Genomic DNA, 24,054 nt, shown 5'->3' with positions numbered 1-24,054 from the left:
GCTTCTTATGTACGCTTATGATGAAATCGACCGCACGCTGATCAACGAGCGCGTCGCCGAATTCCGCGATCAGGTGCAGCGCCGGCTCGCCGGCGAGATCACCGAAGACGAGTTCAAGATGCTGCGGCTGATGAACGGCGTCTATCTGCAGCTGCACGCCTATATGTTCCGGGTGGCGATTCCCTACGGCACGCTGTCGGCGGATCAATTGCGCAAGCTCGCCCATGTGGCGCGCAAATACGACCGCGGCTACGGCCACTTCACCACCCGGCAGAACATCCAGTTCAACTGGATCGCGCTCGCCGATCTGCCCGATGCGCTGGCCGATCTCGCCGAAGTCGGCATTCACGCGATGCAGACCTCGGGCAATTGCACCCGCAACATCACCGCGGATCAGTGGGCCGGCGTCGCGCCGGGCGAAATCGAGGACCCGCGGATCTGGGCCGAGATCATGCGGCAGTACACCACGCTGCATCCGGAATTCTCGTTCCTGCCGCGCAAGTTCAAATTCGCCATCACCGCGTCGGATCACGACCGCGCCGCGATCAAGATCCACGACATCGGCCTGCGGCTGCGCAAGAACGACCAAGGCGAGACCGGCTTCGAAGTGCTGGTCGGCGGTGGGCTCGGCCGCACCCCGTTCATCGGCAAGACCATCAAGTCGTTCGTGCCGGGCCGCGATATCCTCAGCTACGTCGAGGCGATCCTGCGGGTCTATAATCAGTACGGCCGCCGCGACAACATCTACAAGGCGCGGATCAAGATTTTGGTGCACGAACTCGGCCTGGAGAAATTCCGCGAAGAGGTCGATGAGGAATTCCGCCAGATCGGCGACGGGCCGCTGACGCTCGACGACGCCATGATCGAGGAGATCCGCTCGCGCTTCACCTATCCGGACTATGAAAAGCTGTCGGACAATCCCGAAGAACTGACCAAGGCGTCGGCCGATCCCGGCTTTGCCGCCTGGCTGAACAATTCGGTCGCGCCGCACAAGCAGCAAGGCTACGCCATCGTCACGCTGTCGTTGAAGCCGGTGGGCGCGCCTCCCGGCGATGCCACCGCCGTGCAGATGGACGCGATCGCCGACCTCGCCGACAGATATTCGTTCGGCGAAATCCGCGTCGGCCACGAGCAGAACCTGGCGTTGCCGCATGTCGCCAAGCGCGACCTGCCGGCGTTGTGGCGAGCGCTCGATAAGATCGGCGTCGCCACGCCGAACGTCAATCTGATCACCGACATCATCGCCTGCCCGGGGCTGGACTATTGCTCGCTGGCCAATACGCGCTCGATCCCGATCGCGCAGGAATTGACCCGGCGGTTTTCCAACGAGACCGCCAACCTGATCGGCCGGCTGCACATCAACATCTCCGGCTGCATCAACGCCTGCGGCCATCACCACGTCGGCCATATCGGCATTCTCGGCGTCGAGAAGAACGACGAGGAATTTTATCAGATCACCATCGGCGGCCGCGCCGACGAGGGCGCGGTGGTCGGCACGCTGATCGGTCCCGCAGTGCCTTACGACGACGTCGCCAATGTCGTCGAAGACATTGTCGAGGCTTATCTGGCGCTGCGGCAGCGGCCCGACGAATTGTTCATCGACGCAGTGAAGCGTCTCGGGGTCGAGCCCTTCAAGGAGCGCGTCTATGCCACTCGTTAAGAACGCAACCACGATCGCCGATCCGTTCGTGCATCTTTCCGACGACGCCGAACTGCCGCTCGACGGCGCGGTGCTGGTGTCGGCGGCGCGGTTTCTGCAAGATCCCGAAGCGCTGATCGGGCGCAACAGCCCGCTCGGCGTGATCTGGCCGAACAACCGCGCCGTCGATGACCTGGTGCCGTATCTCGATCGGCTGGCGGTGGTGGCTTTGGTGTATCCGAGCTTCCGCGACGGCCGCGCCCATAGCCAGGCGCGGTTGCTGCGCGAGCGTTACGGCTTTCGCGGCGAGTTGCGCGCCACCGGGCAGATCCTGCGCGACCAGTTCGTGTTTCTGCTGCGCAACGGCTTCGACGCCTTCGAGGTGAAGAAGGACGCCGACGCCGCGGCCTTCGCCGCCACCGCGAAGCGCTACACGGTGTTCTATCAGCCGAGCAGCGACGGCCGGGCCAGCGCCTGGCAGCGCCGGCTGCAGGCGCGGCATTCGGAAAGCGCCAGCTGATGAGCGATCTGTTGATCCAGCCCCCGCAACAGGCGACGCCGGCGCTGCCGTCGGCGGCTTCGCTGGACGCGGCGCTGCGCGAGGCCTCGCCCGCCGAGGTGATCGCCGCGGCGCTGCAAGCCGTCGGCCGCGAGCACCTGGCTCTGGTGTCGTCGTTCGGCACCGAATCCGCCGCACTGCTGAAGGTGATGGCCGACGTCGATGCCTCGATTCCGGTGATCTTTCTCGACACCGGCTGGCTGTTCGAGGAGACGCTGGCCTATCGCGACGCGCTGATCGCACAACTCGGGCTTACCGACGTGCGCTCGATCCAGCCGTTGCAAGACACGCTCGAGCGCGACGATCCGGAGCGCGATCTGTGGTTCTCCGATCCCGACAAATGCTGCTTCATCCGCAAGGTCGAGCCACTGCGTCGCGCGCTTGCGCCGTTCCGCGGCTGGATCAACGGCCGCAAGCGTTTCCAGGGCGGACTGCGCGCCGAGATTCCGGTGGTGGAAGACGACGGCGCGCGATTGAAGTTCAATCCGTTCGCCAACGTCTCGCGCGAGGATATCGAGGCGATCTACGCGACCGCCAAGCTGCCGCCGCATCCGCTCGTCGCCGCGGGATTTCTCTCGGTCGGCTGCATGCCCTGCACCAGCCGCACCGCATCGCACGAGGACGCCCGCGCCGGCCGCTGGGCCGGTCGGGCCAAGACGGAATGCGGCATTCATACGATCAAGACTTCGTAGCATAATGGCGCTGCATCGCTGCTAACAAGAAAATCGCGTTTCGTTGACTTGACTGCAGTTCTCCAAGAGTTTCCGAGCTTCGCCGTCGATGACAATGATGTCCTACGGCCAATGGAGATCAACATGGTCCGTCGTTTTCTTACCGTGATCGCGGGATTGATCTGGGCAGGCTCCGCGATGGCCGCTGACGTCACGCTGCTCAACGTGTCGTACGATCCGACCCGCGAACTTTATTCCGACTTCAACAAGGCGTTCGCCGCCGCCTATCAGAAGGACGCCGGCAAGAGCGTCGAGATCAAGCAGTCGCATGGCGGCTCCGGCGCGCAGGCGCGTTCGGTGATCGACGGGCTGCAGGCCGACGTCGTCACCTTGGCGCTCGCCTACGACATCGACGCCATCGCCAACAAGGGGCTGATCGCCAAGGATTGGCAGGCCAAGCTGCCGCAGAACTCATCGCCCTACACCTCGACCATCGTGTTCCTGGTGCGCAAGGGCAACCCGAAGGGCATCAAGGACTGGGATGATCTGACCAAATCCGGCGTCAGCGTGATCACGCCGAACCCGAAGACCTCGGGCGGCGCGCGCTGGAACTATCTCGCCGCCTGGGGCTACGCGCTGAAGAAGTCGGGTTCCGAACAGGGGGCGCGGGAGTTCGTCGCCAACATCTATAAGAACGTGCCGGTGCTGGATACCGGGGCGCGCGGCTCCACCGTCAGTTTCGTCGAGCGCGGCGTCGGCGACGTGTTGCTGGCCTGGGAAAACGAGGCGTTTCTCGCGGTGAAGGAATTCGGCAAGGACAGGTTCGAGATCGTGGCGCCATCGGTGTCGATCCTGGCGGAGCCGCCGATCGCGGTGGTCGATGGCGTTGCCGACAAGAAAGGCACCCGCTCTGCCGCGGAAGCTTATCTGAAATACTGGTACACTCCAGAGGGCCAGGAAATCGCCGCGCGCAACTTCTACCGCCCTCGCGATGCCGGAATTGCCAAGAAGTATGCCGACTCGTTCGCCAAGGTTGAGCTGTTCACCATCGACGACGTGTTCGGCGGCTGGACCAAGGCGCAAAAGGAACACTTCAGCGACGGCGGTGTGTTCGATAAGATATATAAGGACTAATCGGAACTAAGATAGGCTGCCCGGGGTCGGGACGCCGGCCCGGGATCTGGAACGTTGGATTGAAGTGCGATGCGCAGCAACGATGGCAGCGAGCTCCCTCGCCCCGCTTGCGGGGTGAGGTGATGTTGCGGCGAGGTCATTTGTTTGATCGCGGCGCTCGAATGATCCCTCCCCCTTGCGGGGAGGGTCGGCCGAGCGGCGCCGACGCGCAGCGTCGGCAAGCGGAGGCCGGGGTGGGGGTGCTGCACGCACGGCATTCGTTGTCCCCCCACCCGACCCGGCTTCGCCGGGCCACCCTCCCCGCAAGGGGGAGGGAAAACAGCCGCGTGCCCCGGAGCCCAACATGAGCGCGCCCGCAAGACAGAGTGCGTTGCCGGGGTTCGGCCTGACCATGGGACTGACGCTGACTTGGCTGTCGCTGCTGATCCTGATTCCGCTGGGCGGGCTGTTCGTCAAGACCACCGAACTCACGCTGTGGCAATTCATCGAGACGGTGACCAGCAATCGCACGCTGCACGCGTTGCAGATCTCATTCGGGCTGGCGTTCGCCGCCGCCCTGGTCAATCTGGTCGCCGGCCTGCTGATCGTCTGGGCGCTGGTGCGCTATCGTTTTCCGGGGCGGCGGGTTTTCGACGCCATCGTGGACATTCCTTTTGCGCTGCCGACCGCGGTGGCCGGCATCGCGCTGACCACGCTGTTCGCGCAGCAGGGCTGGCTCGGCGCGCCGCTGGCGGCGCTCGGCATCAAGGTGGCGTTCACCCCGCTCGGCATCTTCATGGCGATGATCTTCATCGGCATCCCCTTCGTGGTGCGCACCGTGCAGCCGGTGCTGATCGATCTCGACGCCGAACTGGAAGAAGCCGCCGCCTGCCTCGGCGCCTCGCGCTGGCAGATCATCACAAGGGTGATCATCCCCTCGCTGACGCCGGCGATCCTGACCGGCTTCGCCTTGGCGTTTGCGCGGGCGGTCGGCGAATACGGTTCGGTGATCTTCATCGCCGGCAATCTGCCGAACGTCTCCGAGATCGCGCCGTTGCTGATCGTAATCAGGCTGTCGGAATTCCGCTACGCCGACGCCACCGCGATCGCGGTGGTGATGCTGGTGGTGTCGTTCCTGGTCATCTTCCTGATCAACCGTCTGCAGCGCTGGGCGCAGACCCGCGCGCTGACGGCGGGGTGAGGCCATGACCATTGCAACCACCACCTCGTCGCTGCCGGTCGCCGCCAAACCGGTTCCGCAGGCCCAGCGCGATTCCCGCACCGAGCCGCGGCTGGTGCGCGGGCTGATCATCGGCTTTGCGCTGACCTTCCTCACCATCTTCGTTGTGCTGCCGCTGGTGCTGGTGTTCGCGCAGGCGTTCTCCAAGGGGATCGGGTTCTACCTGTCGTCGCTCAGCGATCCGGAGGCGCTGGCGGCGATCTGGCTGACGCTGGTCACCGCGGTGATTTCGGTCGGCCTCAATCTGATCTTCGGCGTCGCCGCGGCCTGGGCGATCGCCAAGTTCGAATTCCGCGGCAAGACCTTCCTGGTGACGCTGATCGACCTGCCGTTTTCGGTGTCGCCGGTGATTTCCGGCCTGGTGTTCGTGCTGCTGTTCGGCGCGCAGGGCTTCTTCGGGCCGTGGCTGATGGCGCACGGCATCCACATTCTGTTCGCGGTGCCGGCGATCGTGCTGGCCACCACCTTCGTGACGTTCCCGTTCGTCGCGCGCGAATTGATCCCGCTGATGCAGGAGCAGGGCTCGCAGGAAGAGGAGGCGGCGATCTCGCTCGGCGCCCGCGGCTGGCAGACTTTTCTGCGGGTGACGCTGCCCAATATCAAATGGGGCCTGCTGTACGGCGTGCTGCTGTGCAACGCCCGCGCGATGGGCGAATTCGGCGCGGTCTCGGTGGTCTCCGGGCATATCCGCGGCGAGACCAACACCATGCCGCTGTTGGTGGAAATCCTGTACAACGAGTATCAGCTGGTGGCGTCGTTCGCGATCGCCTCGCTCTTAGCGCTGCTCGCGCTGGTGACGCTGATCGCCAAAACCATTCTGGAAAGCCAGATCGAGGAAGGACGGCCGCAAAGTGACGATTGAGGTTCGCAATATCGTAAAGCGCTTCGGCGCCTTCACCGCGCTGGACAATGTCGACCTGCGGGTCGAGACCGGCGAGCTGTTGGCGCTGCTCGGTCCCTCGGGCTCCGGCAAGACCACGCTGCTGCGCATCATCGCCGGGCTGGATTGGCCCGACGCCGGCTCGGTGTCGTTCGACGGCGAGGACGCGCTGTCGCGCGGCGCCGGCGAGCGCCATGTCGGCTTCGTGTTCCAGCACTACGCGCTGTTCCGCCATATGAGCGTGTTCGAGAACGTCGCTTTCGGGCTGCGGGTGCAGCCGCGCAGCATTCGTAAATCCGAGGCGCAGATCAAGGCGCGGGTCAAAGACCTGTTGGACCTGGTGCAGCTCGACTGGCTGGCCGACCGTTATCCGAGCCAGCTCTCCGGCGGCCAGCGCCAGCGCATCGCGCTGGCGAGAGCGCTGGCGATCGAACCGCGCATCCTGTTGCTCGACGAGCCGTTCGGCGCGCTCGACGCCAAGGTGCGTAAAGAGCTGCGCAAATGGCTGCGCACGCTGCACGAGGAAATCCACGTCACCTCGATCTTCGTCACCCACGACCAGGAAGAGGCGCTGGAAGTCGCCAACCGCGTGGTGGTGATGGACAAGGGCAGGATCGAACAGATCGGCAGCCCCGGCGACGTCTATGAGGACCCGGCGACCGCCTTCGTGCACGGCTTCATCGGCGAATCCATCGTGCTGCCGGTCGACATCCGCGACGGACGGGTGCGGCTCGGCGACCGCGAGCTCAACCTGGACTCTCGCGACGCCCGGCCGGGGCCGTCGAAACTGTTCATCCGCCGCCACGATCTGGCGATCGGGCCGTCCGGCGCCGGCGCGCTGGAAGGTGCGGTGAAGCACGTCCGCGCCTTCGGGCCGACGCAGCGCGCCGACATCCTGCTCAGCGCGGTGGGCGAGGGCACGCTGATCGAGATCGACGCGCCGCGCGATCGCGACCTGAAACCCGGCGACATCGTCAGCCTGCAGCCGCGCCGCTACCGGATTTTCGCCGAGACGGGTTAGGCTGGAATGTTGCTGAGGAAAACGCGGTTGAGGTCCAATGGAACTTCAACTAGCGTCATCGTCCATGCCTTCGGTCCCGCCACCAGATCTCCCGTCCTTGTTCCCCCTGGGCTTTCACCATTTATCTATGGGGATGTTGAGCAGGTATGCGTTGACCTGTTCCCTCTTTCTAGCAGCAGGAGCGCTATATTTGGCGGCTTGATGCCCCTTGTCAAAACGCTGGAAATGGCAGGCGTGCCCGGAGAATTGTGGCTGGATGGCAGTTTTCTGACGGAAAGAATAAACCCGAAGGACGTTGACGTCGTGCTGAAGGTCGATGCTCCAGTCTATAACATCGGAACGCAGGAGCAGCGGGAAGCCATCGATTGGGTGATTGCTAACCAAAAGCCAACTTTGAAGTGCGATTCCTACGTGCTGATGCAATATCCGCCAGGCGACCCCCTCTATGACGAAGGTCGATGGTGGTATTCTTATTGGCATACCAAGTGGGGATTCAGTCGCGAGGATGATCCGAAGGGTATCGTAGTCTTGACGCTTAGCGCGGGCAACACCCCATGAGCAGGCTGGCAGAATTACAAAGAGATTTGCAGAGTGCGGCGGTAGCCGTCGCGCACGCTGAGCGCACCCTTGCGACCCATCCTAACGTGCCCTCCGTCCTCGCAACTCTGCGGACAATCCAAAATCATAGAGCCTCGCTGGAAGAGCAATTTTTTGCTGCTGCGGACGAATTCGGCCTTGATGCTTGCGGTTACAGGATTGAACTTGAGGGGCACACCGCATCGATAGCGGGGCTTACGGCAGTTTTGGGTACGTTTCAGAAAATCTTCACTACTGTCTATGACGCCTTGGAGAACGGCCCTAAGAAGACAGCCAAGAATAGCGCAGAAACGATAGAGGCCACCACGCTGGGGTTCGCGTATACGTTCCCTGGTTCAGTTGGTGTTATGATGACCCTTGCTAATGATCGCATGCTGTTTGAAGCAAAGCTGGACAATGCGATGGGAAAGACGTTCGACCTCATTCGCGCTAACGATTCGGAAGAACTTCAATATCTCAGTGAGGTGGTCGGTATACCGGCGGTTCGCCTTGTGCATCAATGGGCAGAAGAAAATGTCAAAGCCGGATTTGGTGCTGACATTGTGTGGCGTCGGGACGACGTGGTGAAAAGAGAAGTGCGAGTACAGGCACCCGAGATAGCGCAAAAGGCCGCGATCATAAGAGCGATGCGCGCGCACGAAACTGCCGTCGTTGTGGGGGAACTACTCGACGTGGACATATTAGAGCATACCTTCCGGATGAAGGTTAGCGACCGTATTATTCAGGGTACCTTTGACGGTGCGATAACGTCGAAGAAGCCTGCTCAACTGCCGAAGACGTACCAAGCAACGCTGCAGATCATGCAAAAAGTTGTGGCTGATGAAAGTGGGCACGAACAGATCGATTATTTCCTGGTAGGTCTCGAATCGCCTCCCGGTCCCCCCGTTTTCCTCACAGACTTGTCGGACCACGACTCCTGACTCTTCGAGCTCGCCCAGACTGACCCTTCGACCATTTAAACCGACCCTATTCAAAAATTCACCTTTCAGCCATGGTTGCCGTGCAACAACCACCCCCTGTCCGGGGGATTTGATTCAATGTTGCGGGTTGTTGTGGCCGGTCTCGGCCTGTTGCTGCTGGCCGGATGCGCCGGCGAGGTGGCGCCGAGCGTCGAAGAGCCAGCGATGTATCTCAGCATGGCCAATGGCGGCGCCAAGCTCGATCCGCAGGCCGCGGCCTCGATGATCTCGCTGTACCGGCACAACAACGGACTCGGCCCGGTGGTGGTCGATCCGGCGCTGGTGGCGCTGGCGGAAGACCAGTCGATGACCATGGCCAAGCGCAACAAGCTCGACCACAATGTGAAAGCGCCGCTGCAGCAGCGGCTCAATGCCGGCGGCTATCCGGCGACGCTTGCGGTGGAGAACGTCTCCGCCGGATACCATACGCTGGCCGAAGCGTTCTCCGGCTGGCGGGATTCGCCGCCGCACAAGGCCAACATGCTGAAATCCGGCGTCACAAAACTCGGCATCGCCGCGAGCTATGCGCCGAACACCAAATACAAGGTGTTCTGGACGCTGATCCTGGCCTCGACGGAGGCGCGCTGAGCGCCGCGCAAATTCATCGCGACACGATTGACGGCGCCGCCTTCGCGCGCCACTTTGCGCCGTGCTTGCCACGATCCGATGGGCCCCCCGATGGATACAGCTGCCGCCAAACCGGCTTCGAGTCCCGCCGAAGGTCGCCGCGTGTTGGTGCTGCAGGGCGGCGGCGCGCTCGGCTCCTATCAGGCCGGCGCCTATCAGGCGCTGTGCCACCACGATTTCGAACCGCAATGGCTCGCCGGCATCTCGATCGGCGCCATCAACGCCGCGATCATCGCCGGCAATCCGCGCGAGCAGCGGGTGGCGAAGCTGAAGGAATTCTGGGAGCTGGCGTCGTCGCCGGTGCCGTGGCTGCCCGTGCTGCACGACGACCGGGTGCATTCGCTGTTCAACGAAACCAGCGCAGCGCTGACCGCCATGTTCGGCGTGCCCGGCTTCTTCACGCCGCGGTTTCCGCCGCCGCTGCTGTTTCCGCCGCAGGATCTGACCTCGCTGAGCTATTACGACACCGCGCCGCTGCGCGCGACGCTGCAGCGGCTGGTGGACTTCGATCGCATCAACGACGAGGCCAAGACCACCCGGCTCAGCCTCGGCGCGGTCAACATCGCCACCGGCAATTTCTGCTACTTCGACAACACAAGACAACAGATCGGCCCGGAGCACGTCATGGCTTCGGCGGCGCTGCCGCCGGGCTTTCCGGCGGTCGAGATCGACGGCGAATTCTTCTGGGACGGCGGCATCGCCTCCAACACGCCGCTGGACTACGTGCTCGGCGAAGAAACCGTCGACGATCTGTTGATCTTCCAGGTCGATCTGTTCAGCGCCCGCGGCCGGCTGCCGGAGACGCTGCTGGAGGCCGCCGAGCGCGAAAAGGACATCCGGTTTTCCAGCCGCACCAGGCTCAACACCGACAAGAACAAGCAGATCCACAACACCCGCAAGGCGTTGCGCGATTTGATCGACAAATTGCCCGACGAACTGCGCAACGATCCGGCCTACGCCATCCTGCACGAGGCGGCGGAGGAGAACACCGTCACCGTGGTGCATCTGATCTACCGCAAGCGCAATTACGAGGCTGCATCGAAGGACTATGATTTCTCCCGCCTCAACATGCTCGAGCATTGGAAATCCGGCGAGCAGGACGTGCATCTGTCGATGCGGCGTCCGGACTGGCTGCGCCAGCCGCAGGACGGCGAGACCATGGTGACCTACGATCTGACCAAAGAGGCTTTCCAATAGCGGCCAGCCCACAACGCACATCACGGCGCGCGCCGAAACGCATTCGCGGTGGCGCGATCGCCGCCGCATCGTCTTCACAACACAGGGAGTAAGCCAATGGGCACGTTGACAGGCAAGACCGCGGTGGTGACCGGATCGACCAGCGGCATCGGATTGGCCTATGCGCGCGCCTTCGCCGGCGCCGGCGCCAATGTGGTGATCAACGGCATGGGCGAGGCGGCCGACATCGAGCGCGAGCGCGCCAAGATCGAGAGCGATTTCTCCGTCAAGGCGGTGCATTCGCCGGCCGACATGCTGAAGCCCGCCGAGATCGCCGAGATGATCAAGCTCGGCGAGAAGACCTTCGGTTCGGTCGACGTGCTGGTCAACAATGCCGGCATCCAGTTCGTCGCGCCGATCGAGGAATTCCCGATCGAGAAGTGGGACGCCATCATCGCCATCAATCTGTCGTCGGCGTTTCACGGCATCCGCGCGGCGATCCCCGGCATGAAGCAGCGCGGCTGGGGCCGCATCATCAACACCGCCTCGGCGCATTCGCTGGTGGCCTCGCCGTTCAAATCGGCCTATGTGGCCGCCAAGCACGGTATCGCCGGCCTCACCAAGACCGCGGCCTTGGAGCTTGCGACCTTCAAGATCACGGTGAACTGCATCTCGCCGGGCTATGTCTGGACGCCTTTGGTGGAGAAGCAGATCCCCGATACCATGAAGGCGCGCGGGCTCACCAAGGAGCAGGTGATCAACGACGTGTTGCTGCAGGCGCAGCCGACCAAGCAGTTCGTCACCGCCGAGCAGGTCGCGGCGTTGGCGCTGTATCTATGCGGCGATGACGCCAGCCAAATCACCGGCGCCAATTTGTCGATGGACGGCGGCTGGACCGCGGCGTAGGCGGGGGAGGGCGCTTGCAGTTTGATCTGAGCGTGTCCCGGACGCGATGCAGCGTTCTTCACGCTGCGTCGCGAGCCGGGACCGTTCCAAGCGCTGCGGTTCGTAACGGCCCCGGCTCACGGCGCAACGCTGACGCGTTGCGCCGCGTCCGGGGCACGGCTCTGTTGCGGCAAGCCGGGCTTATATCACTGGGAGGGAGGTCGGATCAGTCTTCGGCCCCCGCCCTCAGGCCCGCTTGCCGAACGCCAGCACGTGCAGGCCGAGCCGCTGGCGGGTGATCCAGAACAGCAGCACGGTTTCGAAAGTGAGTGCCAGCGAGGTGGCGGCGGCGGCGCCGTGGCCGCCGAACCGCGGCACCAGCGCGATGCACAGCACGAGGTTGATCGCGAACGCCAGCGCATAGGCCAGCGCGCAGAGGTTCTGCTGGCCGAGCATGTTGAGCAGCCGTTCCACCGGGCCGATCGCGGCGCGCACCACGAGGCCGATCGCGGCGATGAACATGATGTCGTAGCCGGCGACGAATTGCGGCCCGAACAGCCACAACAGCGGCTTGCCCAGCGCCAGCAGCACGACGGTGGCGGCCAGCGACGGCCAGAACGTCCAGGTGATGGCGTGGCGGAGATAGGCGGCGAGCCGCGCCTTGTCGCCGCTCGTGTGATACTCGCTGAAGCGATGCGCGGTGACCGCCGACATCGCGTAGTGGATGAACGACACCAGCGCCAACGTCTTGATCACCGCGAAATACACCCCGACTTCTTCGGCCGAGCGATAATGCTGCAGCACCAGGACGTCGATATAGGACAATAGCAGATAGAAGCCCTCGACCATCATGATCGGCAGCGAGGTTTTCAGCCAGCTGCGGAATTCATAGGCTTTGGGGCCGGGGTCGATCACGCCCTCAAGCCGGCGGTTCAGCGCGAGCAGCTGGCCGAGCATCGCGATCCACACCGCGGCGCAGCTGGCGATCATCGCAGCCACCGCGCCGAGCTGAAAGCCGAGCACCACGGCGCCGGCGGTGAAGCCGATGATCAGCGATTGCCGGACGATGAATTGCGGCATCAAGCCGAGCCGCATCCAGTCGTGCGAGCGGGCGATGCCGTCCTGGGTGTTGGCGACCACGAAGGCCGGCAGCGTCAGGCAGCCGAGATACAGCGGCACCACGGCCGGCGGATCGATCCACGGCGACAGCAGCCGCACCAGCCCGGCGAGCGCCAGCGCCACCGCGCTCGAGGCCGCCAGCGTGGCCCAGCGGCTGCCGGACAGAAAACCGCGCAACAAGGCGTGGGCGCCGGCGGCGCGATATTCCGGAATGATCTTCTGGCACGACATCGCGATGCCGAAATCCAGCATCGAGCCGAGTAGCAGCACCCAGGTCCAGACATAGACGTAAGTGCCGTAATCCGCGCCGCCCATCCAGCGCGCCAGCAGCACTTGCGACAGATACGCCAAGGCGGCGCTGACCACGCGGATGATGAAGATGGTGCCGGCCAGCCGGTTGGTCAGCGCGGCCTCGTGGCCGCCGCCGAACATCGCCCGCAACCGCGCCTTGAGGCCGGCGAGCGGGGTGGCTGAACGAGCTTCCAGGAGAGCCAAAGCGCAAAACCCTGCAGGTTGGCCGGGGCCGTTGGCCGACACGACGGTCATTCAGCCTAGCAAGCAGTCGTTAAGAGAGGGTTGGACGCCGCCGCGGGCTGATTGACAACAGAACGAAACAAGAACACAATTGCCGCCATTCAAGGATATTGCCGATGCCCACCCATGCTGCGCCTGAATTCGCCTCCGACCAGGACCGCCTCGACGCCGCTGCCGATGCGGCGATCGCGGCCTGCGGCGGTGATCTGCGCTCGACGATTCGCGCGTTGATCTTGGCCAACGAGTATCTCGAATTCGAACTCGGGCAGTGCAACGCCGCGGTGTCGCGCGGTTTCGCGCGCGGCCGGCGCGGCGGATCGGGCGAGTCGTCCGGCACGGCGCCGGGCGGCGCGGTGAGGTGAAGGAGACAGGCCATGGCGGATGTGACTTACTACGTGGCGTTGCCGTTCGCGCGGGATGATGACGGCCCCGCGGCCCGCGAGGGCACCGAATGCACCAGCGCCCACGCCGCGATCATGCGCGCCGAAGCGCTGTCGCGCAGCGAGGGCCATATCGGCGCGGTGGCGTTCAGCCGCAGCGGCGATCCGATGCTGGGGGAATTTTCCGACGCGGTGCTGCTGCGCGCGTTCGGCGAGGTGCCGAACGACCTCAGCGGGCTGTAGGCCGTCGTCGCCGGCATCTTCGGTAGCCTGGATGAGCGAAGCGATATCCAGGGAAGAGGGTGGCGTTGTGGCTTGCAGGCTGTTCGCCGGGTGTTGCGGCGCGCGGCGGCTGCAGCTCGCCGACCGAGAGGCGCCCGGGCAGGCGCCGGGCGCGCGGCGAGCGCCGTGGGACCCGCCGCGCAATATTCCGAACGCTGATGACCGCGGCACGGCCAATCGATGTCCTGCCGAAATGTTAACGCTGGGTCGGTCGCGCGCCTTCGTGCCGGATGGGCGTGAATAGCGGGCCCGCGCAACAGGCGCTTGCGGCACGGCGGCTGCGGGCCCGCGTTCACCTTACCAATATTTCATCGAGATGAATCGGTTGGTCAGCTGTCGTTCAGCCGCCGCGGCCTAGGCTTGCGCACGGTTTGGAATCGATGGAGTGAATTCGATGAAACTGAAACTCGCGCTTGCCGCCCTCGCCACCATCGGCGGCCTCGCATTGTCCTCGGGGGCTGCCTCGGCGATGCCGAACGGATTGCCGGGCGCAGTCAGCGCGGCGAGCGGCCCGGCCGCCCAGCTCGATCAGGTGCGCTACGTCTGCAACGCTTGGGGTCGCTGCTGGTGGCGGCCGAACTACTACAACGCCTACGGCTATTATGGTCCGCGATTCTACGGCCCAAGGTTCTATGGCCCGCGGCCCTATCGGCCGTGGGGCTATCGCCCCGGCTGGCGTCGTTGGTGACCAGTTGATCGCCTGAACGATCGCGGGGCCTGCGGGCCCCGCGCGGTTGTCAGGCGGGTTGCATCTCGCAGACGTCGACCCATTCGGCGGCGGTCAATTGCGCCATCCGCTGCGGCGCGATCCGCACCGCGCTGTGGGTGGAGCCCGCCGCCGGCACCACGATAGCGAACGCTTTCAGCGAGACGTCGCAATACACCGGCAGCGGCGTCTTCAGGCCGAACGGGCAGACCCCGCCGACTTGGTGGCCGGTGATCGCCACCACCTCGTCGGCGCCGAGCATCTTCGTCTTGCCGCCGAACACCGCCTTGGCCTTCTTGTTGTCGAGCCGCGCGGTGCCGCTGGTGACCAGCAGAAACACCCGCTCGCCGACCCGCAGCGACAGCGTCTTGGCGATCTCCGCCGGCGTCACGCCATGGGCCTCGGCAGCCAGCGCCACCGTCGCCGAACTGGTGGCGGATTCCAGCACGGCGAGATCGGGGGCTTGGGCAGCGAAGTAAGCGCGGACGGACTCGAGACTCATCGCTCAGCGCGCCTCACGGGTCGGGTGCGCCATGCTACGCCGCCGCCGCGGTCTGGCTCTGGATGTCCTGCGCGGTGCGGCGCAGCGCGGTGAGGAAGCGCTGCTTGGCGCCGTCTTCATCGATCGAGCCGGAGATGGTGTTGATACTGACCGCGGCCACTACGGCGCCGCGATGATCGCGCACCGGCACCGCGATGCCGCAGATCGCCGGATCGAGTTCGCCGTCGATCCAGGCGTAGCCTTGCTCGCGGGTGCGCTGCAGCTGCTCTGCCAGCGCGACCGGATCGACGATGGTGCGCGGCGTCAATTTGCGCAGCTCGGCCCGGGTCAGATAGGCCTGCAGCTTGTCCGGCGGCAGCGATGCCAGCAGCACCCGGCCGAGCGACACCACATGCGCCGGCAGCCGGCTGCCGATGCCGAGATTGGCCGACAGAATGCGCCGCGCCGGCAGCCGCAGCGCATAGACGATTTCGTCCTCGTCGAGCACCGCCAGCGCGCAGGATTCGCCGATCTCGTTGCGCAGGTCTTCCAGCGCGCTCTGCGCGTAGCCCCAATAGGGCAGCGCGTTGAGATAAGACAGCCCGAGCCCCAGCGCGCGCGGCCGCAGACTGAAGTAACGACCCTCGACCTCGCAGTAATTCAGCGCTACCAACGTCGCCAACATGCGCCGCGCGGTGGCCCGGTTCAGCCCCGCCGACACCGCCGCCTCCGAGAGCGTGTGGCGGCCGGGCGGTCGTCCCAACGCTTCGACCACCGAGAATCCCCGCGCGATCGCGCGGACGAATCCATCGCTTTCCTTGGCCATCGTCCAGGTTCCCTTGTCACCAATGCTTGTCAGAATAGATATATAGTCGCAGTATTTGCATAAATCGACTACAAAGTTCGCTTGGCGACTGAAGGAGACGGAAGAATTGCAACAGGCTTTCGAAACGGATTTTTGGAAGGACGCCAATTTAAGAAAAGTCTGGGACGACATCATTCCGGGGGTCCCGCGCAAGACGCTCCCCTACGTCCTCACCCGCCAGGCCATCGAGCTGTATTGTCGCTCGGTCGGCGAAACCCATCCGCTGTATCTCGACGAAGCCTTCGCCAAGTCGACGCCTTACGGCGGACTGATCGCGCCGCCGTCGATCCACATCCTGTTGATGTTCGCCTGCACCCCGGCGGACGACTGGATGCGCACCCCGGGCACGGTCAATGCCGGGCAGTCCTGGAGCTACAACATCCCGGCGCGGCCGGGCGACACCATCACGCTGCAGGCCCGCGCGCTCGACAAGTTCATCCGCCGCGAGCGGCTGTTCGTGGTGCATGACAACGTGTTCTTCAACCAGCACGGCGAGGTGATCTGTTCCGGCCGTGGCCACACCATCCGGCCGAGATAGGAGCGCGCGATGACCACGACCTTTGAAGATCTCGCCGTCGGCGACGCCATCGATGGCCCGGAATTTGCAGTCAGCCGGGCCTCGATCCGGCTGTTTTGTGACGGCTCGCTCGACTACAATCCGCTGCATCTCGACGACGATTATATGAAAGGTGATTTCGGCAAGACCAATTTCGGCGGCATCATCATGCACGGCATGAATAATTTCGGACTGATCACCCGCATGATTACCGATTGGGCCTATCCGGCGGGGGCTATTCACCGGCGCCTGGAAACCCGCTGGGTGAAGCCGGTGCGGCCTGGTGATACCATCCGGCCGCGTGGTATCATCAAGTCAAAACAGACGACGGAACGCTCGCGTTGGGTTATCATCGATGTGCTGGTCTGCAATCAGCAGGGCGACAAGGTCGCCACCGGCGAGGCGATGGTGGAATTCCCGCATGGTGCACAGTCTGCGGCGGGGTGAATGACGGAGAGTGGGAATGAGAAAGTTGGGGTGCCTGTTGGTGTTGCTGTCGTTCGCGGCGTTCGGCGGCGCGCCCGCCGTCGCGGAGCCGTTCCCGGTCAAATCGATCAAGATCGTAGTGCCGTTTCCGGCCGGCGGGACCACCGACATCGTCGCCCGCTTCGTGGCGAAGTACCTCGGCGACGAACTCGGCGTCACCACGGTGGTGGAGAATCGCGCCGGGGCGTCCGGCACCATCGGCTCGGAGGCGGTGGCGAAGTCGGATCCGGACGGCAGCGTGCTGCTGTTGACCGCGACCCACCACGTCATCAATCCCAGCCTGTACCGCAAGCTGCCCTACGACACCCAGAAGGATTTCTCGCCGATCGCGATGGCCGCTTCCGCCGCCAATGCGCTGATCGTCACCAAGGATTTCCCGGCGCAGACGGTGCAGGAGCTGATCGCGCTGGCGAAGAAAGATCCCGGTAAGTACTCGTTCGGATCGACCGGGATCGGCGGCGCCAACCATCTCGCCGGCGAATTGTTCAAGCAGATGGCCGGGGTCGATATCGTGCATATCCCCTACAAGGGGGCGGCGCCGGCGATGAACGACCTGATCGGCGGCCATATCCCGATCATGTTCGATTCGCTGACCACGGTGGTCCCGGCCGCCCAGGGCGGCGCGGTCCGGGTGCTGGCGGTTACCAGCCTGCAGCGCGCGGCAGCCTTGCCCGACATTCCGACGCTGAACGAATCCGGGCTCAAGGGTTTTGAGGCCATCGGCTGGTTCGGGCTTTATATGCCGCAGGCCCACGACAATCCGGCCTATCAGAAACTGGTCGCCGCGATGGCGAAGATCCTGGCGGCGCCGGAGACCAAACAGAAATTCGCGGCGTTGTCGCTCGAACCGGGGACGCTGACCGGCGCGGCATTCGGCAAATTCGTCGATAGCGAAATCGTCAAATGGAACGGCATGGTCCGCGCCGCCAACGTGCCGTTGGAGTGAGATGAAGCTCTGTGGGGGCGCTTCCTCAAGTTAGCGTCATCCTGAGGAGCCCGGCGCAGCGCGCAGCGCGCCGCCGGGCGTCTCGAAGGATGGCCGCGGGCGGCGCGCAGCCCCAGAGCGGGGCGAGCGCATCGATGCGCAGCCGCATCCTTCGAGGCCCTCGCTGCGCTCGGGCGCCTCAGGATGACGACGCTCAGGATGACGACGCTTGGGCTTTGGATCATCAGCAACCCAATCAGCGTCATCCTGAGGAGCCCGGCGCAGCGCGCAGCGCGCAGCCGGGCGTCTCGAAGGATGGCCGCAGGCGGCGCGCAGCCCCAGAGCGGGGCGAGCGCATCGATGCGCAGCCGCATCCTTCGAGGCCCTCGCTGCGCTCGGGCGCCTCAGGATGACGGCGCTCAGGATGACGACGCTTGGGCTTTGGATCGTCAGCAACCCAATCAGCGTCATCCTGAGGAGCCCGGCGCAGCGCGTAGCGCGACGCAGGGCGTCTCGAAGGATGCCGCGGGCGTAGCGCAGCACCAGAGCGGGGCAACCGCATCGATGCGCAGCCGCATCCTTCGAGGCCCTCGCTGCGCTCGGGCGCCTCAAGATGACGACGCTCAGGATGACGACGGCTTGGGCTTTAGATCGTCAGCAACCCAATCAGCGTCATCCTGAGGAGCCCGGCGCAGCGCGCAGCGCGACGCCGGGCGTCTCGAAGGATGGCCGCGGGCGTAGCGCAGCACCAGAGCGGGGCGAGCGCATCGATGCGCAGCCGCATCCTTCGAGGCCCTCGCTGCGCTCGGGCACCTCAGGATGACGACGCTCAGGATGACGACGCTTGGGCTTTGGATCATCAGCAACCCAATCAGCGTCATCCTGAGGAGCCCGGCGCAGCGCGTAGCGCGACGCCGGGCGTCTCGAAGGATGGCCGCGGGCGTAGCGCAGCCACAGGCCGGGGCGATCGCATCGATGCGCAGCCGCATCCTTCGAGGCCCTCGCTGCGCTCGGGCACCTCAGGATGACGACGCTCAGGATGACGACGCTTGGGCTTTAGATCGTCAGCAACCCAATCAGCGTCATCCTGAGGAGCCCGGCGCAGCGCGCAGCGCGACGCCGGGCGTCTCGAAGGATGGCCGCGGGCGGCGCGCAGCCACAGGCCGGGGCGACCGCATCGATGCGCAGCCGCATCCTTCGAGGCCCTCGCTGCGCTCGGGCACCTCAGGATGACGGCGGCGGGGGCGTGGCGCCCAGGATGACGGCGGCGGGGGGCGTGGCGCCTCAGGATGACGGGGGCGGGGGCGTTGCGGGGCAGGATGGCGGCGCTGCCCGGGGCTCGGGACCACCGCGCCACCATGACGGACAAAAAGGGAGCGGAAAACGTCGGTTGCGGCGTGGATTTGTGCCGTTCGCATTGACAGTCCGGCGTCGGATGGCTTAGAAACCGGCTGTCTCGGGCGGGCAACCCGCCATCGGGATCGAGCCCGTTTTCGCTGCTTTCGGCCTGTCGCACACGGCCTTTCAAACGCTCAGGATTGTCTCATGAAGGTCCGTAACTCGCTGAAGTCGCTTCGCTCCCGCCATCGTGACAACCGTCTGGTCCGTCGCAAGGGCCGGGTCTATGTGATCAACAAGGTGCAGCGCCGCTTCAAGGCCCGCCAGGGTTGATCGCCGACGCGTCGCGGCTCGAGCCTTAACCTCGCCGCGATGGATTCCCTGTCCCGACCGGTTCTCTCGATCACGGCGGTTTGACGCGGTGTGCGCTTGCTTGCCGGGTGCGCGCCGCTAGACTTCGCTGATGGCATCGCTCCGTTCGGCCGCGCACCTGTTCCGCCCCGTCCTGCTGGTTGTCGCGACCTTGCTCGCGGCGACGTTGGCGTTGCCGCAAGGCGCCAAGGCGCAGCGCCACCCTTCGCCCCCAGAGCTGAAGAAACTGCCCGAGCCCCCGGCCAAGCTGCCGAAGGTCGGCGCCGACCGCACCCGCGGACTGGATTTCCTGTTCGGTGCGCTCAAAGCGGCGCCCGACGAGGCCAGCGCCAAACATGTCGAAGCCCGGATCTGGGCGCTGTGGGCGCAAACCTCCAGCGACACCACCGCGCTGTTGATGTCGCGCTCGAAAGCAGCGCTCGACGCCGGCAAGACCGAGGTGGCGTTGAAGCTGCTCGATTCGGTGGTCAAGCTGCGCCCCGACTATCTGGAAGGCTGGAACAGGCGTGCCACGCTGTATTACCTGCAGAATGACTACACCCACTCGCTGCGGGACATCGAACAGGTGCTGGTGCGCGAGCCGCGGCATTTCGGAGCGCTGGCCGGGCTCGGCATGATCATGCAGGATCTCGGCGACGACAAGCGCGCGCTCGACGCCTTCCGTAAGGCGCTGGCGGTCAATCCGCACCTCGACAAGGTGCCGGAGCTGGTCAAGACCCTGACCGAAAAGGTCGAGGGGCGGGACATCTAGCGCGTTCTGCGAATGCTCATTTGCGAACTCGCGAGAGAAATCACCCGAGCAAGGTCGCGTGTCCCGGACGCTAAGCAGCGCCCTTGCGCTGCGCAGCGAGCCGGGACCGTTCCAAGCGCCACGTTCCGTAACGGCCCCGGATCTGCAGCGCACTACGCCGCAAGAGCGGCGCGCTGGGCTGCGTCCGGGGCACGCCTCCATCCTTCATTCTTCCACGCGGTCGACCAAAAGCCCGTGGCGAACTCGCAATCCGGAATGACGGACGCGTTGTCTGTTGAGCGCTGAGAGCGAAACCTTTGCTGCGTTGCGGCGTATGCTCTGGGTGCATCAAACCTCCCGGACATTGTCGATCATGATCATGCTGACATTGGCGACGCTGGCTGTTCTCGCGCTGGCCACGCTGGCCGGCACCGCGTGGCTGGAGCGGCGCTATGCCCCCGACGGCGAGATGGTCGCGGTCGACGGCGGAGCGCTGCACGTCGTCGACATCGGGCCGCGCGACGGCGGGCCTGCGATCGTGCTGATTCACGGCGCCAGCGCCAATCTGCGCTCGATGCGGCCGCTCGGCGACGAATTGGCGACCACGCATCGGGTGATCCTGATCGACCGGCCCGGCCACGGCTACAGCCCGCGCCAGGACGGGGCTCAGTCCTCGCCGACCACGCAGGCGGCGATGATCGATGCTGCGCTCCGCCGGCTCGGCGTCGACCGCGCCGTCATCGTGGTGCATTCGCTGGCCGGCGCGCTCGGCGCCCTGATGCCGCTGAACCATCCCAAGCGGGTGGCCGGGCTGGTGATGCTGGCGCCGGTGACGCATCCGTGGCGCGGCGGCGTCGGCAGCCTCAACAAGATCATCGCGACGCCGTTGATCGGGCCGCTGCTGGCCCGCACCATCGTGCTGCCGCTCGGCCTCGGCTTCGTCACGCCTGGCGCGCGCACCGCGTTCGCGCCGCAGCCGATGCCGGCGGATTTCGTCGACGACAGCGCCACGCCGCTGCTGCTGCGGCCGCAGCAATTCCGCGCCAATGCCTTCGATCTGGTGACGTTGAAGGAGGCGGTGCGCGCGCAGGTCTCGCGCTATCCGCAGATCGCGGTGCCGACCGTGGTGCTGCATGGCGACGCTGATACCATCGCGTCGGTCGATATCCATTCGCGGCCGTTCGTCGCGGCGGTGCCGCACGCCAAGCTCATCGTGCTGCCAAATATCGGGCATATGGTGCAGTATGCCGCGCCCGGCCTGGTGGTCCGCGAGATCGACGCCATGCTCGCCGCGGCGCGGCCGAAAGCGGCGGTTCTGCAGTGATAGCAGCAGCGACGCCGGGAAAACTGAAACGCACAGGGAGATGGATATGAGCACCACCTACGGATCGGCGAAGTGGCAGGGCGGCATCAAGGACGGCAAGGGCGCGATCTCGACCAAGAGCGGCGCGTTGAGTGACTATCCTTACGGCTTCGCCAGCCGCTTCGAGGGCAAGCCCGGCTCCAATCCGGAAGAGCTGATCGGCGCCGCGCACGCCGCCTGCTTCACCATGGCGCTGTCGCTGATTCTCGGCGAAGCCAAGCTCACCGCCGAGCAGATGGAGACCAAGGCCGACGTCACGCTGGACAAGGACGGCGACGGCTTTTCCATCACCGCGGTGCATCTGACATTGAGCGCGAAAATTCCCGGCGCCGACGACGCCACCTTCCAGGAGCTCGCCGGCAAGGCCAAGGCCGGCTGCCCGGTGTCGAAACTGCTCAATACCAAGATCACGCTGGACGCCAAGCTGGGCTGACTCCGCTGACTGATCCCGCGACCAGGGCGGACTTCGAGCATTTTCGGTTGGGATCGAATCATCCAACCCACATGCAGTCGTCATTCCGGATTGCGAGTTCGAAGAACGAGCAAGTCCGGAATCCATAACCCCTGCGGTGGTTATGGATTCCGGGCTCACTCGCAGCGAAGCTGCTCGTGCCCCGGAATGACGGCCTGGGGATCTTGACGCGCATCAATCCAACTCGAGAGGTCGTTTAGTCCGCCTTGGTTTCGGCTGGCAGTCGTTCGATCAGCGTCTCGACCAGCTTGCGGTCGGCCGGCGTCGCCGGATTGTAGACGATCAGGCTGAGGTCGGGCCGGCCGTCGACCGCGAAGGCCGAATATTCCAACGTGATCGGACCGACTTGCGGATGCAGCAATTGCTTCATGCCGCCGGCCTGGGTTTGCACATCGCTGTCGCGCCACATCGCCGCGAATTCCGGGCTCGCCACGCTCAGCTCTTCGACCAATGCGGCGACCTCGGTGCCGGCGCCGGCGCGCGCCGCGTCGATGCGGAAGCTGGCGACCACGAAGCGCGCCACCGTATTCCAGTCGGCTTGTCGTTCGCGCACGTCGGGATCGCAAAAGATCATTCGCAAGATGTTGCGCCGGTCGGGCGGCAGATCGCCGTAGTCGGTCAGCACCGCCACGGCGGCGCGATTCCAGGCGACGACGTCCCAGGTCGGCGTCCTGACGATCGCCGGGCTCAGCGTCAATGTGTCGAGCAGCCGCTGCAGCCGCGGCGTGATGGCGTCGCTGCCGCGATAGCGCACCTCGGGCGGACGGCCCAAGCCGATCAGAAACAGATGCTCGCGTTCCACCGCGGTCAGCGTCAGCGCGCGGGCGATGCGGTCGAGCACGTCGGCCGAAGGGCTGCCGCCGCGGCCCTGCTCCAGCCAGGTGTACCAGGTGGCGCTGATATTGGCGCGCTGCGCCACTTCCTCGCGGCGCAGGCCCGCGGTGCGCCGCCGGCCGCCGGCGAAGCCCAGCGCCGCCGGATCGAGCTTGGTGCGGCGGTTCTTCAGATAGGTTCCGAGCGGGTTTGCTTCGGGCATCGCTGCGTATCCTGTTAGTCATTATACCGGGATAACGTCACTACTTTAATACGATATAGCGGCTGCTACAAATCTCTCACCAAACAAAAGTGGGAGATCAACATGCGTGTATTCGTAACAGGCGCGACCGGATGGGTCGGTTCGGCGGTGGTCGACGAATTGATCGGCCACGGCCATCAGGTGACCGGCCTCAGCCGGTCCAAGGAGAAGGCGCAGGCGCTGGCCGCGCGCGGCGCCGAGGTGCTGCACGGCACGCTCGACGATCTCGACGTGTTGCGCAGCGCGGCGTCGGCGGCCGACGCGGTGATCCACACCGCGTTCAACCACGACTTCAGCAAATTCGCCGAGAACGCCGCGCAGGATGCCCGCGCGATCGAGACGCTGGGCGAAGCGCTGTCGGGATCGAGCCGGCCGTTGATCGTCACCTCCGGCGTGGCACTGCTGGCGCCGGGGCGAGTCGCGACCGAAGCCGACGTGCCGGAGCGCGGGCCGAACTATCCGCGCCAGTCCGAGGCGACCGCCCGCGCACTGGCCGAGCGCGGGGTGCGGGCGGCCACCGTCCGGCTGGCGCCGTCGGTGCATGGCGAGGGCGACCACGGCTTCATTCCGATCCTGATCGGCATCGCGCGGGATAAGGGCCTGTCGGCTTACGTCGGCGAGGGTCTGAACCGCTGGCCCGGCGTGCATCGGTTTGATGCCGCGCGGCTGTATCGCCTGGCGCTGGAGCAGGGCGCCACTGAGGCGGCCTACCATGCGATCGCCGACGAGGGCGTGCCGTTCAGGGAGATCGCCGCGGTGATCGGGCGTGGGCTCGGCGTGCCGGTGGAATCCCGCGGCCCGGAGCATTTCGGCTGGTTCGCAGACTTCGCGGCCGCCGACATGCCGGCGTCGAGCGCGCACACCAAGGCGGTGCTGGGCTGGACGCCGACCGGCCCGGACCTGCTCGCCGATATCGATCAGCCCGGTTACTACGCGGCGCGCTGAGCCTTAGCGCTACGCATCCCCGGGGCCGATAGAGGCGATCCGCTCGATTGGTCGATGG

General features: G+C 65.1%; 27 protein-coding genes. 23 read left to right on the top strand and 4 right to left on the bottom strand.

The window, feature by feature from the left end:
- Positions 1-7: 7 nt before the first annotated feature.
- The 12 genes from RPC_RS20065 to RPC_RS20010 all read left to right on the top strand — a co-directional run bounded on the left by RPC_RS20065 (position 8) and on the right by RPC_RS20010 (position 11,388).
- Complete coding sequence (locus RPC_RS20065) at positions 8-1,660, top strand: nitrite/sulfite reductase (protein WP_011474420.1); 1,653 nt, start codon at positions 8-10, stop codon at positions 1,658-1,660.
- A complete protein-coding gene (locus RPC_RS20060) occupies positions 1,647-2,159 on the top strand; it encodes a DUF934 domain-containing protein (RefSeq protein ID WP_011474419.1) in 513 nt (170 codons plus the stop codon). Before RPC_RS20065 ends, RPC_RS20060 begins: the two co-directional genes overlap by 14 nt.
- The gene (locus tag RPC_RS20055; protein WP_011474418.1) at positions 2,159-2,890 is read left to right on the top strand and encodes a phosphoadenylyl-sulfate reductase; all 732 of its coding nucleotides are present in this window, start codon (positions 2,159-2,161) and stop codon (positions 2,888-2,890) included. Before RPC_RS20060 ends, RPC_RS20055 begins: the two co-directional genes overlap by 1 nt.
- 123 nt (positions 2,891-3,013) lie before the next feature.
- Entirely contained in the window at positions 3,014-4,003 is a 990-nt protein-coding gene (locus RPC_RS20050; protein ID WP_011474417.1) for a sulfate ABC transporter substrate-binding protein, read from the top strand.
- 343 nt (positions 4,004-4,346) lie between these two features.
- On the top strand, positions 4,347-5,183 hold the full coding sequence (cysT, locus tag RPC_RS20045; protein WP_011474416.1) for a sulfate ABC transporter permease subunit CysT: 837 nt from the start codon (positions 4,347-4,349) through the stop codon (positions 5,181-5,183).
- A 4-nt stretch (positions 5,184-5,187) separates the two neighbouring features.
- Positions 5,188-6,084: a sulfate ABC transporter permease subunit CysW gene (gene cysW / locus RPC_RS20040; RefSeq protein ID WP_011474415.1), complete on the top strand. Its 897-nt coding sequence runs from the start codon at positions 5,188-5,190 to the stop codon at positions 6,082-6,084.
- Positions 6,074-7,123 carry a sulfate/molybdate ABC transporter ATP-binding protein gene (locus RPC_RS20035; protein WP_011474414.1) on the top strand — a complete coding sequence of 350 codons (1,050 nt, stop codon included), beginning with the start codon at positions 6,074-6,076 and terminating at the stop codon, positions 7,121-7,123. The genes cysW and RPC_RS20035 overlap by 11 nt, the downstream gene beginning before the upstream one ends.
- 6 nt (positions 7,124-7,129) lie before the next feature.
- A complete protein-coding gene (locus RPC_RS26930; RefSeq protein ID WP_011474413.1) occupies positions 7,130-7,681 on the top strand; it encodes a DUF6932 family protein in 552 nt (183 codons plus the stop codon).
- On the top strand, positions 7,678-8,640 hold the full coding sequence (locus RPC_RS20025; RefSeq protein WP_011474412.1) for a hypothetical protein: 963 nt from the start codon (positions 7,678-7,680) through the stop codon (positions 8,638-8,640). The genes RPC_RS26930 and RPC_RS20025 overlap by 4 nt, the downstream gene beginning before the upstream one ends.
- A 117-nt stretch (positions 8,641-8,757) precedes the next feature.
- Complete coding sequence (locus tag RPC_RS20020; protein WP_011474411.1) at positions 8,758-9,267, top strand: CAP domain-containing protein; 510 nt, start codon at positions 8,758-8,760, stop codon at positions 9,265-9,267.
- A gap of 90 nt (positions 9,268-9,357) precedes the next feature.
- Positions 9,358-10,503: a DUF3734 domain-containing protein gene (locus RPC_RS20015; protein ID WP_041802121.1), complete on the top strand. Its 1,146-nt coding sequence runs from the start codon at positions 9,358-9,360 to the stop codon at positions 10,501-10,503.
- Between the two features lie 96 nt (positions 10,504-10,599).
- A complete protein-coding gene (locus RPC_RS20010; RefSeq protein ID WP_011474409.1) occupies positions 10,600-11,388 on the top strand; it encodes a 3-hydroxybutyrate dehydrogenase in 789 nt (262 codons plus the stop codon).
- Between the two features lie 225 nt (positions 11,389-11,613).
- Here the strand turns inward: RPC_RS20010 and RPC_RS20005 are convergent, their stop codons facing one another.
- Positions 11,614-12,981, bottom strand: coding sequence for a lipopolysaccharide biosynthesis protein (locus tag RPC_RS20005; protein ID WP_011474408.1), 1,368 nt, complete (start codon positions 12,979-12,981; stop codon positions 11,614-11,616).
- A gap of 155 nt (positions 12,982-13,136) precedes the next feature.
- Here RPC_RS20005 and RPC_RS20000 point away from each other — a divergent pair, with 155 nt between their 5' ends.
- From RPC_RS20000 to RPC_RS19990, 3 genes are all read left to right on the top strand, one after another.
- Positions 13,137-13,382 carry a hypothetical protein gene (locus RPC_RS20000; protein ID WP_049766137.1) on the top strand — a complete coding sequence of 82 codons (246 nt, stop codon included), beginning with the start codon at positions 13,137-13,139 and terminating at the stop codon, positions 13,380-13,382.
- 12 nt (positions 13,383-13,394) lie between these two features.
- On the top strand, positions 13,395-13,643 hold the full coding sequence (locus RPC_RS19995) for a hypothetical protein (RefSeq protein ID WP_011474406.1): 249 nt from the start codon (positions 13,395-13,397) through the stop codon (positions 13,641-13,643).
- Between the two features lie 433 nt (positions 13,644-14,076).
- Positions 14,077-14,370 carry a hypothetical protein gene (locus RPC_RS19990; protein ID WP_011474405.1) on the top strand — a complete coding sequence of 98 codons (294 nt, stop codon included), beginning with the start codon at positions 14,077-14,079 and terminating at the stop codon, positions 14,368-14,370.
- Between the two features lie 49 nt (positions 14,371-14,419).
- On the opposite strand, the gene RPC_RS19985 is transcribed toward RPC_RS19990, so the two are convergent.
- Entirely contained in the window at positions 14,420-14,890 is a 471-nt protein-coding gene (locus RPC_RS19985; protein WP_011474404.1) for a YbaK/EbsC family protein, read from the bottom strand.
- Between the two features lie 34 nt (positions 14,891-14,924).
- Positions 14,925-15,695: an IclR family transcriptional regulator domain-containing protein gene (locus RPC_RS19980; RefSeq protein ID WP_011474403.1), complete on the bottom strand. Its 771-nt coding sequence runs from the start codon at positions 15,693-15,695 to the stop codon at positions 14,925-14,927.
- Between the two features lie 106 nt (positions 15,696-15,801).
- Between RPC_RS19980 and RPC_RS19975 the strand changes: the two genes are divergently transcribed.
- From RPC_RS19975 to RPC_RS19945, 7 genes are all read left to right on the top strand, one after another.
- Positions 15,802-16,272, top strand: coding sequence for a MaoC family dehydratase (locus RPC_RS19975; protein ID WP_011474402.1), 471 nt, complete (start codon positions 15,802-15,804; stop codon positions 16,270-16,272).
- Between the two features lie 9 nt (positions 16,273-16,281).
- Positions 16,282-16,737, top strand: a complete 456-nt coding sequence (locus tag RPC_RS19970) for a MaoC family dehydratase (protein ID WP_011474401.1) — start codon at positions 16,282-16,284, stop codon at positions 16,735-16,737.
- Between the two features lie 16 nt (positions 16,738-16,753).
- On the top strand, positions 16,754-17,722 hold the full coding sequence (locus RPC_RS19965; RefSeq protein WP_011474400.1) for a Bug family tripartite tricarboxylate transporter substrate binding protein: 969 nt from the start codon (positions 16,754-16,756) through the stop codon (positions 17,720-17,722).
- Between the two features lie 1,524 nt (positions 17,723-19,246).
- Positions 19,247-19,372 (top strand): type B 50S ribosomal protein L36, encoded by a 126-nt coding sequence (gene ykgO, locus RPC_RS19960; RefSeq protein WP_011474396.1) that lies wholly within the window; start codon positions 19,247-19,249, stop codon positions 19,370-19,372.
- Positions 19,373-19,502: 130 nt separating this feature from the next.
- A complete protein-coding gene (locus tag RPC_RS19955) occupies positions 19,503-20,162 on the top strand; it encodes a tetratricopeptide repeat protein (protein WP_011474395.1) in 660 nt (219 codons plus the stop codon).
- 349 nt (positions 20,163-20,511) lie between these two features.
- The gene (locus RPC_RS19950; RefSeq protein WP_041803105.1) at positions 20,512-21,465 is read left to right on the top strand and encodes an alpha/beta fold hydrolase; all 954 of its coding nucleotides are present in this window, start codon (positions 20,512-20,514) and stop codon (positions 21,463-21,465) included.
- 46 nt (positions 21,466-21,511) lie between these two features.
- Entirely contained in the window at positions 21,512-21,937 is a 426-nt protein-coding gene (locus tag RPC_RS19945; protein ID WP_041802118.1) for an OsmC family protein, read from the top strand.
- A 235-nt stretch (positions 21,938-22,172) separates the two neighbouring features.
- Here RPC_RS19945 and RPC_RS19940 read toward each other — a convergent pair whose 3' ends face one another.
- On the bottom strand, positions 22,173-23,012 hold the full coding sequence (locus RPC_RS19940) for a helix-turn-helix transcriptional regulator (RefSeq protein WP_011474392.1): 840 nt from the start codon (positions 23,010-23,012) through the stop codon (positions 22,173-22,175).
- Between the two features lie 102 nt (positions 23,013-23,114).
- On the opposite strand from RPC_RS19940, the gene RPC_RS19935 reads away from it, so the two are divergent.
- Positions 23,115-23,996, top strand: a complete 882-nt coding sequence (locus tag RPC_RS19935; RefSeq protein WP_011474391.1) for an SDR family oxidoreductase — start codon at positions 23,115-23,117, stop codon at positions 23,994-23,996.
- Positions 23,997-24,054 lie beyond the last annotated feature (58 nt).

Source organism: Rhodopseudomonas palustris BisB18 (assembly GCF_000013745.1).
Classification (GTDB): Bacteria; Pseudomonadota; Alphaproteobacteria; order Rhizobiales; family Xanthobacteraceae; genus Rhodopseudomonas_A; species Rhodopseudomonas_A palustris_F.
This window is presented reverse-complemented; position numbering and strand designations above follow the sequence as displayed.